We start from the raw sequence: 14,814 nt of genomic DNA, 5'->3' as shown, positions 1-14,814 counted from the left end.
GGGTGTATTCGCCTTCCAGCCTGTATAATCGCAGGCCGAAGTCGGTTGGTACTGGTAAGTCGTCGGGGTTCGAGCGTCGAGGCCACGTTTTCGCGTTCGCCCTGACGCACTCCGGCGACCGCCCGGTCGCCGCCGGCGAGTGACGCACCGATACGCGGCAGACGCGACCCGTGCGTCGGACGCGGCCATAGAGTTATGATACCGGGGAGCACGCCTCCTGTATGCCAGTTGTCTCGTTGCTGTCGGAGACGTACTTCGGAAGCACGATCCAGCAGTACTTCCTGTTTTTCGCCGTGCTGTGCCTCGGTGCAGTGGTCGGCCGGTCGCTGAGCTTCTTTTACCGGCGTAGACTGCGGCGGAAAGTCGAAGCGACGGAGACGGAGGTCGACGACATCGTCGTCTACGCGCTCGGGCGGCCCGTCGTCCTCCTCGGCGTCGTGTTCGGTGCGGTCGCGGGACGACGCATCCTCTCGCCGGTCGAGCCGCTGGAGTCGGTGTTGAACGCCTCGGTCGAGATTCCCGTCATCGTGGCTATCGCGTGGATCGCAGTCCGGTTGACGGACGGGTTCGTCGAGACCTACCTCATGAGGTACGTCGAACGCACAGAGTCCAAGCTCGACGACGAGCTCGTTCCGATTGTCAGCCGGATCGCCAACATCGCCATCGTCTCCGTCGCGGGCATCGTCGTGCTGGACTCGCTGGGGTACGACGTCGTGGCCGTCATCGCCTCACTCGGCGTGGCCGGGGTCGCAGTCGCCTTCGCTTCCCGCGAGACCATGGCCGACATCTTCGGCGGCGCGCACATCCTCTCGACGAAGCCCTTCCTCGTCGACGACATCGTCGATATCGAGGGGACGACCGGTACCGTCGAAGAGATCGGGCTCCGGACGACGCGCATCCGAGATTTCGACGGGCGGGTTGTGACGCTCCCGAACGCGTCGATCGCGAAGGCCGAGGTGCGAAATATTTCCGCAGAGCCGACCCGACGGGTGAAGACCTTCCTCGGGCTGTCGTACGACACGACGCCGGCGGAGATGGAATCCGCCGTCGAACTGGTCGTCGACACGACGAACGAGGTCGACGGCGTCGACGCCGAGCGGACTGGCGCGTGGTTCTGGGACTACGGGGACTCGGCGATGCGGATCAGGCTCGAGTACCACATCGAGGCCCTCGACCGCTGGAAGGAGGTCAGAGGGGCCGTGAACGGCGAGATTCAACGGGCGTTCGCGGACGCCGGGTTCGACATGGCGTTCCCGACCAGGACGGTCCGGGTCGAACGCTCAGACGGGGACGAGGAACCGATCCGTCTCGGGAAGGTCGACGACGGGGGTTGAGCCCGGACGCGGCGCCGATTGCCGACCGGTCGGACCGACCGATCGACTGGCTTTCGACCGCAATCGGCCTTCTCGTCGGAATCGGCGGAGTGCACTATTCACCGCCGGTAGCTCGAGAGTCACGAGCGCCGAGGCGGTTTCTCTGACGGACGCGTTCGCCCCAAAGTCCGGGCTGCGGGAGAGACGTTCCGACGCTCTGCCGCGGTCAGAACTCGATCGGTGACCGGTCCGCCCTCGCCACGTTCCGGTCGCGCACGGGGAACGTCCCCTCAGAGCGGGATCGAAGTTAGGGCCGGCACGAGGGAGGCGATGACGAGCCCTATGAGTGCCGAGGCCAGCTTTCTATCCATACATTTTCGAGGAGAAGTGCACGAACGTCTGAGAATCGCGTCTGCTGCCCTCTAAGAGGGGACAGTCGTCATTTGAGGTCGAATAGAGTACAATTTGAGCGGTTAGAGACGACGTGAGGCAATGGTCCGTACGACTCTGTCTCAAGAGCTATACGAATTAGCACAGAGACAGAGAATATGTCCGACGATGGATTCAGAATCTCCGAAAAGAGTGAGAACGATTAGTTGCAGAGGAGGTTGATGAACTCCCGATTAACACTCCACAGAGACAGGTTGTAGTTTTTGAACGTACAGGCCGTATTTTCTCGAACAGATGATAGCCTCGAGGGAGATTCCGGCGGAGCGTGGCTTAGAGGTTCCACTCCGGGTTGACTACGTTGCAGACGACCCGGCCGAACCCACGTCCATGGTATACTGTACCGATATCGAGGGGACGGAGCTACGGGTGGCAGTCCAAGAGCCATCGGCTACTGAATCGTCGTTGGAGACGGGCAAATGGTACCGGTTCGACCGGGTCGTCCGGTCGAGGTCACTCGGGGCCCAGCTCCTGTTTCCATCCGGTAACAGTGGCGTGGAACGTATCGAGGCACCGGAGCCTCAGACACACCCGCCACTGGCTGAACTTGACACCCCGTGGCTGGTCCAGCTAGGGGCAAGCGACGAACGTATCGCTGTGACCGTCCAACCCCGGCCGACGGATGAGACGGGGGGTATCCGGGTGGAAGACCCGGAGACGTACGAAATCGCCGCCGTTTGTTTCGCATACTGTGACCGGTCCAGTGATGCGACGGTATATCATCGCGAGGAACCCGACACGCGAGACGAACAGCTCCTGCTCGAGCACGTCGTCGAAGACCTTTCAGAGGCAGAAGGCGCAACGCTTGTGACGCGTGGATACGACCGCTTTCCGCTCGAAATGCTCTATCAACGTCTCGCGCAAGCATCGGGGGGCGATGTCGTTGGGACCGGAGCAGAGCGGGTGCTGAACGGGTGTTTCCACGCAACCCCGGAGAGCGTCCCGGTCAGATCGGAGGCTGACACGGTTGTCGAAGCGGCTCGTCAACTTGGCATCGAGGTCGATCCGGTTCTACTCAGCGACTACGACATCGGGATCGACCGGGCAGACTGGCGCGGCGAGGTCGACACCATGCCGCTCTCGGACGTATCCGACCCACGGATGACCGACGGTGACTATGCGACGCTCGTCGAGCGGTATCTCGGTCCCGAGGACGGATCGGTCGATTCGGCACAACTCGCTCACTGCCTGAAAGCGTACGCGAGCGCAGATCTTGGTCTACTCCGTGAACTCGTAGCGCACGGCACGATGGACCGACTCGGCTGTCCGCGGCTCTCCGAGCGCCGTCTCAAACGATAGTCAAGCCGGGCCTACCGGGATACCGTACCAGGAGTCGAACCCGGGACGGTCAGATCAAGCGAACCGACTGCGAACGGTCCTTGCACTGACCGAATACCGTCACTCCTCGTTAGTCGTCTGCGACGACGCTGTCTTCCCAGCCTTCGCTGTGAATTCGCTCGTCGGGCGCTCCAAGCTCGGCCAGTCGGTTTTTCGCCTGGACGACCATCGGCGGGACCCCGCACACGTAGAAGTCCCGCTCGGTGAACTCGTCGAACAGGTCTTCGAGGTGTTCCTGTGCGTATCCGATCCGCCCGGTCCATTCCCAGTTGGGGTCCGAGAGCACGAAGGTCAGGTTGAGATTGGGATTGTTCGCCGCCAGTTCATTGAGCGTCTCTCGGTGAATGATGGTCTCCTCTCGCTTCTCGCCGAGGAGGATGTGCGCGTGGCCAGTGCCCTCGCGCAGATACTGCCGGAGCATCGCCATCATCGGTGTGAGGCCCGTGCCGGACGCGAGGAAAGCGACGTCTCGGCTCGTGTCGACGAGTGATAACGCGCCCTCTATCGAGCCGATCTCGACCGTGTCACCCGGTCGCTTCTGGTGCATGTACGACGACGCCAGTCCGTCATCGTAGCGTTTGATCGTCAGTGCCAGCTCTTCGCTACCGGGCAGATTCGTCGGCGTGTACGGGCGGACGATTCGCTCGTTGCCCGATTCGAACCGGATCGTCGTGTGCTGTCCCGGGTCGTACTCGAACTCGTGACCGGGTACTCGCAGACGGAACCCTTTCACTCGGGGCGTGATCTGATACGTGTCAACAACTTTTGCTTCGTGTGTCATGGTGAACGAGAGCGCTGTGTGGTGCAGCCAGGCGTGCGCTGCTCCGCTGAGGCGGTTCGGCCGTGTCGAAACATGATATGTCGGTGATCTATTAGTTTCGTCAAACGGTGTTTTGCCAGTCTCCGCGATGCGTTCCGGCAGGAACCGAGCGAAACGGTTCGATAAGGGGGTTGGCGCCGGAATCGGGCAACGCTGATGTATTGATTTTTGTTTATATATGTATGGTAGAAATACACAGGCATAAACAGCGCGGCTGGTCAGTAGTATCGAGAAGCCGTACGGCATGTCCGAGCTTCCACGTAGGGTCGACCGCCCGAAGAGTGGTAATCGAAAGTGAACAGATAATGGACTGAGCGGCGTCTATAACTGTGTTAAGTACATTCACTATGGATAGGTTGTGAGTCGTGAGTGCCGAGGCCACCGTTTCTTCCGATGCCGCCCGTCTCCCGGTCACCCGTCGGGACGCTCGCCGGCGTCGATGTCGACGCTCCCCGTCAGAACGGCGTTCAGGGCCGCCCCGGCGAGGAGCGTCAGGCCGCCGACGTACAGCCACGTCAACACCAGAAGGACGCCGCCGGCGACGCCGTACAGTCTGACGCTCTGTGAGGTCGAGATGTACAGCCGGAGCCCGACGGCGCAGAGCGCCCACGCGACCGCGGCGAGCGCCGCGCCCGGAAACGCCTGCGAGAGCGTCGTCTCCGGGGCCGAGAACCGGTAGTACATCGGCAGAAACCCGGCGAAGAGCGCGACGCACAGCAGCGGAGCACTGACCGCCCTAACGACGGAGACGTCCGTCGCGACCGTCAGCGCCACCACGAGCAGCGACCCGACGGGAACGAGGACGATGATCGTCGCGAACACGATCAGACTGTCCAACACGGTCTCGACCACCGAGTGCTCGTGGCGCACGCCGTGTATCGTCTGGAACGACACGTTGATCGCCTGCACCAATCGCAGCGAGCTCCACAACAGGATCAGACCGGCGATGACGACCGCCCGTCGTCGGTCCGCGTCGTCGCCGACGATCGAATCCAACGAGGCGGCGAGCGCGCCGGCGTCGATCCCGGCCACGGCTCCGAAGAGGCCGACGGCGGGGCCGAGCCACCCGGCCGCCGAGAGCCCGATAAACGCGAACAACAGCAGCGGCACGAGGGAGTTGAACAGGTAAAACGCGACGCCCGAAGCGACGACGCCGATATCGTTTTTCCGGGCGAGCGCGACGACCGCCGCCGCGAGTTGCCTTACCGACGCGCGGGAGGGGCCCCTCGCGTCGTCGGATCCCGACGGCCTCATGCGCCGACGGAGGCTCCGTCTTCAGTCATCGAGGGCGTCGAACGGGGGTCGAGGCCTCACGGTCGACGGCGGGCGTCGGTCGACCGGTGTCGCGAGTGACGCGGTGTCCATGCGGGTAGTGGCGGAGACGATTCATTAGTTATACTGTCGCAAAACCGGCGAGGTGTCAGCGGTTCACGAGTAGAGGGCCCTGGCCTCGTCGCTACGCGGGTCGCGAGCGTCCGGACCGGTTTCTCACGTGTCGTGAGTCGGTTTTAACTCCGATAGCGTCGAGCGTTGCGCTCGATGTCGGACCGCTCGGTCGAATATGTTCTCCGTTACTGATCCGTAGCAGGTGATTAGTAAAACGCATCTGCCGCGACTGGCCGGTGTGAGACTCGTTCAGGTTTTCGTCCCGAAAGACGACCGCGACGCCGTCCGAGAGGCGCTCTCGGAGATGGAGGTGGAGTTCGTCTTCACCGACGCGAACGGTGGTCGAGAGGGGAGTCTGGCGGAGATACCGGTGCCGTCAAGCGCCGTGGGCGTGGTCCTCGACCGGCTGTACGAGGCCGGACTCGACGAGGACACGTACACCGTCGTCACGGACGTCGAGGAGGCGACGGTGCCGAACGCGGACGAGTTGGAAGACCGGTACGTCGAGGGGCCGAAGGGTAAAAGAGGCGCTCCGAACGTCGAAATCCGGGCGCGCGCGGAGGATCTGACGCCGGACACGGCGACCTACCTCGCGTTCGCCGTCGCGAGCGCCGTCGTCGCGGTCGGCGGCCTCCTCCTGGACTCCGCGATCGTCATCGTCGGCGCCATGGTGATCGCGCCGTTCGCCGGATCGACGCTCTCCGCGAGCGTCGGCGCCGTCATCAGCGACCACGAGATGGTCGTCGACAGCGCCACCTCGCAGGTGACGGGACTCGTCGTCGCGTACCTCGGCGCGGTCGCGATGAGCGTGTTCCTGCAGCGGAGCGGATTCGTCCCGTCGACGCTGGACGTCGCGACCATCGGGCAGGTGGGCGCGTTCGTCACCCCGAACCTCCTGACGTTCGCCATCGCCGTCTCCGCCGGGTTCGCCGGCGCGCTCGCGATCGCGACCGACCTCCCCGTCTCCATCGCCGGCGTCGCCGTCGCGGCGGCCATCGTCCCCGCGGCGGCGGTGGCCGGCATCGGCACGGCCTGGGGCCAGCCGCTCGTCGTCGCGGGCGGAACCGTCCTGCTCTTGATGAACATCGTCTTCATCAACCTCACCGCGTACCTCACGCTCGTCGCGCTCGGCTACCGTTCGTCGGTCATTCCCGCCGTCCGCGAGAGCGCCGACGTCTCGCTGCGGTCGGGCGCGTACGCCGTGATCGTCCTGTTGTTCGTCGTCGTCGTCGCGGTGACCGCCCTCGGCACGTACCAGCACCTCGTCTTCGAGCAGGAGGCGAACGACGGGGTCCAAACGGTCCTCGACGGCGAGGAGTACAGCGAGCTGGAGCTCGCCGGCGTCGCGACCGAGTACAACGACGCGGGCGCGTTCAGCGACGAGGTCTCGGTGACGGTAACTGTGGGGCGCTCCGGCGACAGCGAACACGAGCGGCTCGCGACCGATCTCCAGGCCGAGATCGACAACCGGACGGCTCGATCGGTCCGCGTCGACGTTCGGTTCGTCGACTACCAGCGCGCGCCGGCCACCGGCGACGGCGAGCGGGGCGTGCGGTGGCCGTTCGATGAGTGGAGACCGTCGCTCGACGAATGGATTCCGACCTCGGCGAGGACCTCAGTCGCGTAAGCGTCGCCACAAGCTCCGACACTTGCGGCGGAGCTTTGTCAGGAGCGACCCGATCCGACGCGATCCGGTGAGGAGCCGTAACGCGCGCACCGAGCGACCGACGCGGAGGAGTCGGAACGGACGGAACCACGGGACCGCGGTGAGGACGAGAACCCAGTTCGAACGGACGAATTCCCTCGGGCCGCTGTCCGACCACCGATAGAGGAGCACGAGGTCGAGGAGGAAGACGACGAGGAGCCACTGCAGCGCGCCGCGGACCGCCTTCTCGGTCCCCGCGGAGGCGACGAGCAGATCGACGCCGATCGCGAGGTCGGCGAGGAACAGCGCGATCCAAGCGATCGCCGCGAGCTCGACGAGCGGCGGCCACCAGCGTTGGGCGTCCATCTATCGGAGACCCGGACGCCGCGATTCGAACCGCGTCACCGGGTCGATCGCGGACCTCACGGAGCCGAGGCCCGCGTTCGCGCGCTCTCTGCTCTCGGCGACCACGGTCGGGACCCCCTCAGAGCAGCACCGAGATGATCGCCAGCACGACGAAGACGATGACGAGCCACTTCGCGGCCGCCATCGAGACCCCGGCGACCCCGCGCGCGCCGAAGATCGCCGCCACGATCGCGATGAGGAAAAACACCACCGCCAGTTCGAGGAAGTCGCCCGAAAACTGGAGCGGCGGGGCGCCGATTCCCGACGACGGGGAGAGGTCGAACGACGGTGTGAGCGGAGTAACGGCCATACGGTGGATGGCAGTCCCGATCGGTTAGTTATGGGGTTGCAAAGGCGGTACGACCGGCTTACTCCGAAGAGGGGGCGAGAGCGCGCGACCGAGGTCGAGACCCCGGCGGCGAGCGCCGAGCGGCGTCGGACCGGAGCGACGCGTGAGTCCGCGGCGATCCGTGACGACCCGTTATTGATATCGCGGATGCGGGTTTACGAACGCGACACGGCGGCGTTTTGGATGGGCCGATCGACGGCCGCCGGTGAGTCCGACGGGGTCGCTTCGGCGAACCCACCGCCCAGTGAAATTCGGGAGCCCGCGGTCTCCCTCCGCCGGTCAGAGGGGAGCGTCGACGGCGGCGTCGACCCGCTCGATCCCCGCGAGCGCCTTCGGGGCCATCGCCGCGACCGCCCCGTCGTCGTATCCGCTCCGGTCCTCGCCGGCGAGGAGCTCTCGGAACTCCGAAAGCGCGGACCCGACGTCGAACAGCCGATCGTCGGCCGGTTCCTCCTCGCCGTCCTCCGCGGCCGCGACCGCGCCGTCGGCCGCGCGCCGGGCGCGGCTGAGCCGGTCGAGCGCCGGGTCGTGTTCGCCGTCGGAGTCGTCGCGGGCGGACTCCGAGAGCGACTCCGCGAGCCCGTACAGCTCGGCGACCTCGTCGCGGAGGGTCCGCGCGAGCGCGAGCTTCCCGGTCCGGACCTCCTCGCGGACCGCCTCCCCGTTCGCGTCGAACGAGTCCGCCGTCACCCGGTAGGCCCCGAGGCGACCGTCGCGGTCGACCACCTCGACCGTGTACTTGCCCTCGCGGTGAACCGCGACCGCGAACCGGTCCGTCTCCGCCGGCGCTCCCTCGTAGATCACGCCCGCGTAGTCCTCGACGACTCGGACCCGGTCGATTCCCCCGTCTCTCGCCCGTCGCCGCGGATCCACCCGGCGTCCTCGGTCGCCACCGCGACGAGTTCGCCGTCGCCGCCGGCGCGGACGAGTCCGCCCTCGTGGACGAACCGTTCCGCGATCGGGGCGAACCCGGGGCCGTTGACCACGAGGAGGTGCGGCCCGGGCTCGACGCGGAGGAAGCCGAACGCCCCGCCGCGGGTCGCCGTCGCCGTGGGATCCTCGCTCGCCAGTCGGACGGCGAGCTCCGTCTGGGGCGCGAACAGCGAGACGCCGGCGACGCCGGCGACCGCGTCGCGCGCCGCGTCCGAGACGCCGTCGAGTGCGCCCTCGGTGCCCGCGCGGAGCTGTCGCACCCGTCCGACGACCCGATCCGTGAGCCCCGTCGGTTCGGCGCCGTCGACCCGCCGTCGGTGGGCCGGGTCGGTCACGTCCGAGAGCGGATCCGCGAACCGGTCCTGCTCCCACGGGACCCCGACCGAGGTTATGTGACTCGCGATCGCGTCCTCGGCGAACCCTGGGACCGCGAACTCGAAGCTCAGCTGAGGGCCGACGAAGTCGTCGATCGCCTCCCGAAGCGGCGCGATCGGTTCGAGCGCGTAGGTGGCGTCGGCCGCGGCGTCGCCGTCGCCCTCGCCGGTCGCGAGGCGGCTCTCGGGGTGCGCGAGCACGAGTCCCGGCTCGCGAAGCGGAAGGTCGCCGGGCGGGACTGGGAGCCCTCCCCACGATCCGACCGTCACCCGCTCGTCGATGAGGTCCGTCCGGTCGATCGAGAGCGACGGGTGCTCGTGGAGGGGGACGCCGTCGAGTTCGGGAAGCACGAACGGGAGCCGCGCCCCCTCGTCGCGGGGAAGCCCGTACGCGAATGGCGCGCGGAGCGACGCCGAGACGTCGACCACGTCGTTGGTCACGTCGGAGAGCAGGTCGGCCGTCGGGAGCCGCTCGAAGGTCGGCACGAGGCCGTTGACCTCGCTCGCGCTCGAGTGCGAGCCGACTTCGGAGAGGATCCCGGGACGGGCCCCGTCCGGGATCTCCGGCTCGAGGAACTCGTTGTTCGGGCTCGCGCGGGAGTGAGCGCTCGCCGAGAGCAGCAGCGGCTCGCCGGTCTCGCGCTCGACGAACACCTGCAACAGCTCCCAGTTGTGCCAGTGGAAGTTGACCGCGAACTGGTCGAACGCGGAGTAGAGCCAGTACTGCAGGGCGTCGACTCCCTCGGCGGCCTCGACGACGCTGTAGAACACGGTCGGCGCTGGCGGCGCCCCCGCCTCGCGGAACGCCGCCGCGTAACCGTCGAGCGCGGTGAATCCGTCGACGACCGAGCCCGCAGCGGTCTCGACGACGTACGGACGCGGGTCCGTGGGGTACCACTTCTCGAGGGCCCCGAAGTAGAGGTCCGGCGCGTACCGCCGGACGATCGACGGGGCCGTCTCGCCGTCGTGGTCGACCTCGTCCGGCGCTCCCGTCTCCTCCGGTTCCCCGTCGTCGGGCTCCTGCGGCGGCGCCGGATCGTCGCGTGAGACGTACCACGCGCCGGCGGTGCCCGTGCCCGCGAGCGCGGCGAGTCCACCGTACACCAGCGCGCGGCGCCGGCGGTCGTCGACCGACCGGTCCGGGGCGTCCGCCGTCGCGTCGTCGTCACCCGTCATGCGATCTACCGACCGGACGACACCGGCCACGTTAAACGTTCCCACAGCAATCGCCACCGCGGCCGGCTCAGATCCCCGCCACCGAGGACCGCGGATTCCGAAGCCGTCATCCCGCTCGCTCGTGAACGACGGGCATGGACGAGCAATCGACCGAGGAGTACACGCGACTCGTCGAGGAGAACGGGCTCGCGCTCCTGTTCGCGAATCGGGTGCGGGCTCGGATCGTCGCGACGCTGTTCTACGCCTCCGAACCCCTGTCAGTCGAGCGGATCGCCGCGGGCGCCGGCGTCGATCAGACCGTCGTCCACGAGGGGCTCGACGGGCTCGAACCGTTCGGACTCCTGACGATCGACCGCACCGAGGGCCGCGAGCCGAACCGGTACGCGCTCGACGAGTCGGACGAGCTCGTCGAGTCGCTCCGGACGGTCGCGGAGCTCGCGACCGAGCGGTATCATCAGGAGGAGATCGACATCCCGAGCGACGCCGACGAGTAGGCCGGCGGCCGCTGGCCCACGGCCCCGGTCACTCGATACGCACTGTCGTCTCGTCGTACACGCCCTTTCCGGCCGGGTCGTCCACGGCGAGCCCGGCTCCGATGGTGTGTTCGCCGCGTTCGGCCGGCTCCCAGTCCCTCTTCGAGACCCGGAAGCTCTGCTCCCACCGCCGGGTGAACCGACGGCGTTCGCCGCGGTCGAGCGTGAACCGAGTCTCCGACTCCGGGAGCGGTTCGGGAACGTGCGAGGCGTCGCGGTGGCCGTCGACGTGCCACGTCCACGGGACCGGCGACGTAGTCCGCACCGTCACCGGGACCGGCAGCGGGTTCCGGAGTTCGATCGCGACCGGAACCGGTTCGCCCCGCTCGTACGCCGCCGCCGGCGTGTCGACGCTGACGGAGACCGCCCAGCGGTGGAGCCGCGCCGGGAGCAGCCACCGGGTCAGCGTCGCCGCCGGAAGCGTTCTGGCGGCCTGAGGGCGGTGGCGCTCGGCGGACTCGTTCGGTCGGAACGGGTCGTCGTCGGAACGGTCGACCCCGTCACGCCCGCGTGATCGACGCATGAGTGAGGGTACCCGTCGGGAGGAATAAGCGTGTCGTCGGGGCGGGCGAGGTCGACGCCGAGCCGAACGGGCTCAGTCGTCGCCGCTCGCCGCCGCCCCGTCCCCGGTCACTGCCCCGTCGTCGGTCCTCGTCCCGTCGGTCGGTCCGCTCTCGTAGGCCGGGTCGAAGAGGTGGCACGCGACCCGTCCGGCGTCGGTCCGGCGGAGCGCCGGCTCGTCCGTCGTGCAGGGGGTCTCGAACGTCTCTCTCAGGACGCTCTCCGCGGCGGCGAACTCCTCGTCCGCGACCGACCGGAGCGCCTCCTCGACCACCCGCTCCGCCTCCGGGTCAGTCAGCGACGACGGCAGGTCGAGCTCGTCGCGGAGCGCCTCGGTGAGCGCATCGTCGTCGTCGCCGAACGTCTCGACAGCGATGTCCTCCTCGCGGGCGCGGTGGCGGAAGGACATGACGGCGCGCCACTCCTCCTGTTCGAACTCGTAGTCCGACGGCGGAATGACGCGCGGACACCGCGTGTGGAACTTGCACCCGGAGGGCGGGTCGATCGGCGAGGGGACCGACCCCTCCAGGAGTATCCTGTCGCCCTCCCACAACGGGTCCGGCTCCGGAATCGCCGACAGCAACGCCTCGGTGTAGGGGTGTTGCGGCGGCACGAACAGCTCCTCGGGGGTGCCGATCTCGGCGATCTTCCCGAGGTACATCACGGCGATCTCGTCGGCGATGTGCTCGACGACCGAGAGGTCGTGCGCGATGAACAGGTAGGCGATCCCCAGCTCGTCTTGGAGGTCCTCCAGCAGGTTGAGGATCTGCGCCTGCACGGACACGTCGAGCGCCGAGACGGGCTCGTCGCAGACGATGAAGTCCGGGTCCACGGCGAGCGCGCGGGCGATCCCGATCCGCTGGAGCTGCCCGCCCGAGAACTCGTGCGGGTAGCGGTTGGCGTGGCTCGCGTTGAGCCCCACCCGTTCGAGCAGATCCTTGATGCGGGCGTCGCGGGTGACGTCGCCCTCGATCCCGTGGATGTCGAGCGCCTCGCCGATGATGTCGTTCACCGTCAGGCGCGGGTTGAGGCTCGACTGTGGGTTCTGGAAGATGATCTGCATCTCCTTCCGGAGGTCGCGGAGCTCGCTGTCGGAGAGGGTCGTGATATCCTGCCCTTTGAAGTACACCGATCCGGCGGTCGGCTCCCGGAGCTGGAGGATCGACCGACCGATGGTGCTCTTTCCACAGCCGCTCTCGCCGACCAGCCCCAGCGTCTCGCCCTCGTTGATCTCGAAGGAGACGCCGTCGACCGCCTTCACCTTCTTCTGGCGGCCGAGGAGTCGGTCGATGAAGTCGCTCTCGGACTCGTAGTACTTCTCGAGCCCCTCGACGCGGAGGAGCGGCTCGGAGCCGCTCATCGGTCGGTCACCTCCGCGGAGCTCGACGCGCCGTCCGGCCCGGGGAAGTCGTCCTCGCCGCGGACGGTCACCTCGTACTCCAGCTCCCCCGTGAGCTCGCCGGTGTGCGCGAGGCACGCGGCGGTCTGCGCGTCGCTGTTGATCGGGTCCGCGGGATCGCCGGTCTCGACGTCGACGAGCTGCGGATCCACGCGCGTGCACGACTCCTCGGCGTACGGACACCGGGGATGGAAGTTACACCCCGGCGGCATCTCTATCAGGTCCGGCATCCGCCCGGGGATCGTCTGTAGCCGATCGCGGTCGTCGCCGATCCGCGGGATCGAGCTCATCAGTCCGACGGTGTAGGGGTGTTGCGGGTTGTAGTACACGTCCTCGACAGGCGCCATCTCCACCGGGTGGCCCGCGTACATCACCATCACGCGGTCGCAGAACTCGGCGACGACGCCGAGGTCGTGGGTGATGAGCTGGATCGCGGTGTCGAACTCGGTCGCGACCTCCTCTAACAGCTCGAGGATCTGCGCCTCGATGGTGACGTCGAGCGCCGTGGTCGGCTCGTCGGCGATGATGAGGTCGGGGTCACACGACAGCGCGATCGCGATCACGACGCGCTGTTGCATCCCGCCGGAGAACTCGTGTGGGTAGTCGCTGTACCGCTCGGCCGCCGACGGGATCCCGACCGACTCCAGCGTCTCGATCGCGCGCTCGCGGGCCGCCGCCTCGTCGAGGTCGAGATGGTACCGGATCGCCTCCGATATCTGCTCGCCGACCGTGTACGAGGGGTTCAGCGCGGTCTCGGCGTCTTGGAAGATCATCGCGATCTCGTTGCCGCGGAGCGAGCGCATCTCCTCTTCGTTCATCTCGAGGAGGTTCTGCCCCTTGAAACGGATCTCCCCGCTCTCGATGACGCCCGGCTCGTCGATGAGGCGCATCAGCGCGAGGCTCGTGACGCTCTTGCCGGCCCCGCTCTCGCCGACGACGCCGAACCGCTCGCCGGCCTCGATCCGGTACGAGAGGTCGTTCGTCGCCTTGACGACGCCGTCGTCGGTGTAAAAGCGCACGTTGAGGTCCTCGACTTCGAGCATCGCCATCAGCGGAGCCCCCCGGTGTCGGAGTCCGTCTGATCGCCCTGCGGGTCGAACGCGTCGCGGACGCCGTCGCCGACGAGGTTGATCGCCATCACGAAGACGAAGATGGCGAGGCCCGGGAACAGCCCGGCCCACCAGCGACCGCGAGCGATCGCGTCCTGCTCGACGTTGAGCATGACGCCCCACTCCGCGCTCGCCGGCGACAGGCCGAGCCCGATGAACCCGAGCGCCGCGGCGACGAGCACCGTGGTGCCGATGCTGAGCGTCGCCTGCACGATCACCGGCGCCATCGCGTTCGGCAGGATGTGGCGGACGATGATCGACCGGTCGCGGGAGCCGAGCGCCTTCGCGGCGGTGACGTACTCGTTTTCTTTGACGCTTAAGATCTCGCCGCGGATGATGCGGGCGTACGGGAGCCAGCCGACGACGACCAAGGCGAGGATCATCTCCCAGTAGCCGCGCCCCAGCACCGCGATGACCGCGATCGCGAGCACGATGAACGGGAACGCGTACAGCATGTCGACGATCCGCATGATGAGCTCGTCGACCTTGCCGCCGTAGTAGCCCGCGACCGAGCCGAGCGGGATCCCGACGAGCAGCGCCATGGCGACCGCGATAAAGCCGATAGAGAGGCTCCAGCGGCCGCCGTACATCACCCGCGAGAGGATGTCGCGGCCGGCCCAGTCGGCGCCGAACAGGTAGAGGCCCGTGGGGGGCCACGTGAGGACGTTTTCGAGCGTCGGCTCCCGGTAGCCGGTGATAACGTCCTGATTCGCGGGGTCGGCCGGCGCGAGCGAGAACGGCTGTACCGTCTGGCCGGCCAGCACCGGGAAGCTACTCGGGAGCTGGATGGGTCGGGAGAACACCGCGAGCAGGATCATGAAGCCGATGGTGGCCGCGCCGAACAGCGCGAGGCGGTTGCGTCTGAACCGCTTCCACGCGTACTCGAGGCGACCGCGTCCCTCCTCCGACTGGAGGTCCGGCTCCCACGAGGAGAGCGGGTCCCGGGACTCGACGCGGTCGACGTCGAAGCCGGTGACCCGTATTCGTCCGCGTTCCGTCGTCCGCTGTGAGGTTTCGCTTGACATT

At 67.3% G+C, this 14,814-nt stretch carries 14 protein-coding genes; 4 read left to right on the top strand and 10 right to left on the bottom strand.

Annotated elements, in window-relative coordinates:
- Positions 1-221 precede the first annotated feature (221 nt).
- Positions 222-1,334 (top strand): mechanosensitive ion channel family protein, encoded by a 1,113-nt coding sequence (locus DJ73_RS04975; RefSeq protein WP_094523574.1) that lies wholly within the window; start codon positions 222-224, stop codon positions 1,332-1,334.
- 663 nt (positions 1,335-1,997) lie between these two features.
- A complete protein-coding gene (locus tag DJ73_RS04970) occupies positions 1,998-3,059 on the top strand; it encodes a hypothetical protein (protein WP_094523572.1) in 1,062 nt (353 codons plus the stop codon).
- A 109-nt stretch (positions 3,060-3,168) separates the two neighbouring features.
- Here the strand turns inward: DJ73_RS04970 and DJ73_RS04965 are convergent, their stop codons facing one another.
- Complete coding sequence (locus DJ73_RS04965; protein WP_094523570.1) at positions 3,169-3,879, bottom strand: ferredoxin--NADP reductase; 711 nt, start codon at positions 3,877-3,879, stop codon at positions 3,169-3,171.
- Between the two features lie 450 nt (positions 3,880-4,329).
- Positions 4,330-5,172: a YihY/virulence factor BrkB family protein gene (locus DJ73_RS04960; protein WP_094523568.1), complete on the bottom strand. Its 843-nt coding sequence runs from the start codon at positions 5,170-5,172 to the stop codon at positions 4,330-4,332.
- 370 nt (positions 5,173-5,542) lie between these two features.
- Here DJ73_RS04960 and DJ73_RS04955 point away from each other — a divergent pair, with 370 nt between their 5' ends.
- The gene (locus DJ73_RS04955; protein ID WP_094557426.1) at positions 5,543-6,931 is read left to right on the top strand and encodes a DUF389 domain-containing protein; all 1,389 of its coding nucleotides are present in this window, start codon (positions 5,543-5,545) and stop codon (positions 6,929-6,931) included.
- On the opposite strand, the gene DJ73_RS04950 is transcribed toward DJ73_RS04955, so the two are convergent.
- From DJ73_RS04950 to DJ73_RS04940, 4 genes are all read right to left on the bottom strand, one after another.
- Positions 6,920-7,315 carry a hypothetical protein gene (locus DJ73_RS04950; protein WP_094523564.1) on the bottom strand — a complete coding sequence of 132 codons (396 nt, stop codon included), beginning with the start codon at positions 7,313-7,315 and terminating at the stop codon, positions 6,920-6,922. The genes DJ73_RS04955 and DJ73_RS04950 overlap by 12 nt on opposite strands.
- A 118-nt stretch (positions 7,316-7,433) precedes the next feature.
- Entirely contained in the window at positions 7,434-7,664 is a 231-nt protein-coding gene (locus DJ73_RS04945) for a DUF1328 family protein (RefSeq protein ID WP_094523562.1), read from the bottom strand.
- 318 nt (positions 7,665-7,982) lie between these two features.
- Positions 7,983-8,576: a hypothetical protein gene (locus DJ73_RS20845; protein ID WP_254921590.1), complete on the bottom strand. Its 594-nt coding sequence runs from the start codon at positions 8,574-8,576 to the stop codon at positions 7,983-7,985.
- Positions 8,504-10,186, bottom strand: a complete 1,683-nt coding sequence (locus DJ73_RS04940) for a hypothetical protein (RefSeq protein WP_254921589.1) — start codon at positions 10,184-10,186, stop codon at positions 8,504-8,506. The genes DJ73_RS20845 and DJ73_RS04940 overlap by 73 nt, the downstream gene beginning before the upstream one ends.
- 134 nt (positions 10,187-10,320) lie before the next feature.
- Between DJ73_RS04940 and DJ73_RS04935 the strand changes: the two genes are divergently transcribed.
- The gene (locus tag DJ73_RS04935) at positions 10,321-10,680 is read left to right on the top strand and encodes a hypothetical protein (protein WP_094557425.1); all 360 of its coding nucleotides are present in this window, start codon (positions 10,321-10,323) and stop codon (positions 10,678-10,680) included.
- A gap of 28 nt (positions 10,681-10,708) precedes the next feature.
- On the opposite strand, the gene DJ73_RS04930 is transcribed toward DJ73_RS04935, so the two are convergent.
- The 4 genes from DJ73_RS04930 to DJ73_RS04915 all read right to left on the bottom strand — a co-directional run bounded on the left by DJ73_RS04930 (position 10,709) and on the right by DJ73_RS04915 (position 14,813).
- Positions 10,709-11,242 carry a hypothetical protein gene (locus DJ73_RS04930; protein ID WP_094523558.1) on the bottom strand — a complete coding sequence of 178 codons (534 nt, stop codon included), beginning with the start codon at positions 11,240-11,242 and terminating at the stop codon, positions 10,709-10,711.
- Positions 11,243-11,314: 72 nt separating this feature from the next.
- Complete coding sequence (locus tag DJ73_RS04925; RefSeq protein WP_094523556.1) at positions 11,315-12,640, bottom strand: ABC transporter ATP-binding protein; 1,326 nt, start codon at positions 12,638-12,640, stop codon at positions 11,315-11,317.
- Positions 12,637-13,728: an ABC transporter ATP-binding protein gene (locus DJ73_RS04920; RefSeq protein ID WP_094523554.1), complete on the bottom strand. Its 1,092-nt coding sequence runs from the start codon at positions 13,726-13,728 to the stop codon at positions 12,637-12,639. The genes DJ73_RS04925 and DJ73_RS04920 overlap by 4 nt, the downstream gene beginning before the upstream one ends.
- Positions 13,728-14,813, bottom strand: coding sequence for an ABC transporter permease (locus tag DJ73_RS04915; RefSeq protein WP_094523552.1), 1,086 nt, complete (start codon positions 14,811-14,813; stop codon positions 13,728-13,730). Before DJ73_RS04915 ends, DJ73_RS04920 begins: the two co-directional genes overlap by 1 nt.
- Position 14,814 lies beyond the last annotated feature (1 nt).

This window comes from Halorubrum sp. Ea1, from assembly GCF_002252965.1.
Classification (GTDB): Archaea; Halobacteriota; Halobacteria; order Halobacteriales; family Haloferacaceae; genus Halorubrum.
This window is presented reverse-complemented; position numbering and strand designations above follow the sequence as displayed.

What these genes read in the sequence shown, in the direction of transcription:
- DJ73_RS04975 (WP_094523574.1), top strand. Translation starts at nt 222, where the DNA reads ATGCCAGTTGTCTCGTTGCTGTCGGAGACGTACTTCGGAAGCACGATC.
- DJ73_RS04970 (WP_094523572.1), top strand. Translation starts at nt 1,998, where the DNA reads ATGATAGCCTCGAGGGAGATTCCGGCGGAGCGTGGCTTAGAGGTTCCA.
- DJ73_RS04965 (WP_094523570.1), bottom strand. Translation starts at nt 3,879, where the DNA reads ATGACACACGAAGCAAAAGTTGTTGACACGTATCAGATCACGCCCCGA.
- DJ73_RS04960 (WP_094523568.1), bottom strand. Translation starts at nt 5,172, where the DNA reads ATGAGGCCGTCGGGATCCGACGACGCGAGGGGCCCCTCCCGCGCGTCG.
- DJ73_RS04950 (WP_094523564.1), bottom strand. Translation starts at nt 7,315, where the DNA reads ATGGACGCCCAACGCTGGTGGCCGCCGCTCGTCGAGCTCGCGGCGATC.
- DJ73_RS04945 (WP_094523562.1), bottom strand. Translation starts at nt 7,664, where the DNA reads ATGGCCGTTACTCCGCTCACACCGTCGTTCGACCTCTCCCCGTCGTCG.
- DJ73_RS04940 (WP_254921589.1), bottom strand. Translation starts at nt 10,186, where the DNA reads ATGACGGGTGACGACGACGCGACGGCGGACGCCCCGGACCGGTCGGTC.
- DJ73_RS04935 (WP_094557425.1), top strand. Translation starts at nt 10,321, where the DNA reads ATGGACGAGCAATCGACCGAGGAGTACACGCGACTCGTCGAGGAGAAC.
- DJ73_RS04930 (WP_094523558.1), bottom strand. Translation starts at nt 11,242, where the DNA reads ATGCGTCGATCACGCGGGCGTGACGGGGTCGACCGTTCCGACGACGAC.
- DJ73_RS04925 (WP_094523556.1), bottom strand. Translation starts at nt 12,640, where the DNA reads ATGAGCGGCTCCGAGCCGCTCCTCCGCGTCGAGGGGCTCGAGAAGTAC.
- DJ73_RS04920 (WP_094523554.1), bottom strand. Translation starts at nt 13,728, where the DNA reads ATGGCGATGCTCGAAGTCGAGGACCTCAACGTGCGCTTTTACACCGAC.
- DJ73_RS04915 (WP_094523552.1), bottom strand. Translation starts at nt 14,813, where the DNA reads ATGTCAAGCGAAACCTCACAGCGGACGACGGAACGCGGACGAATACGG.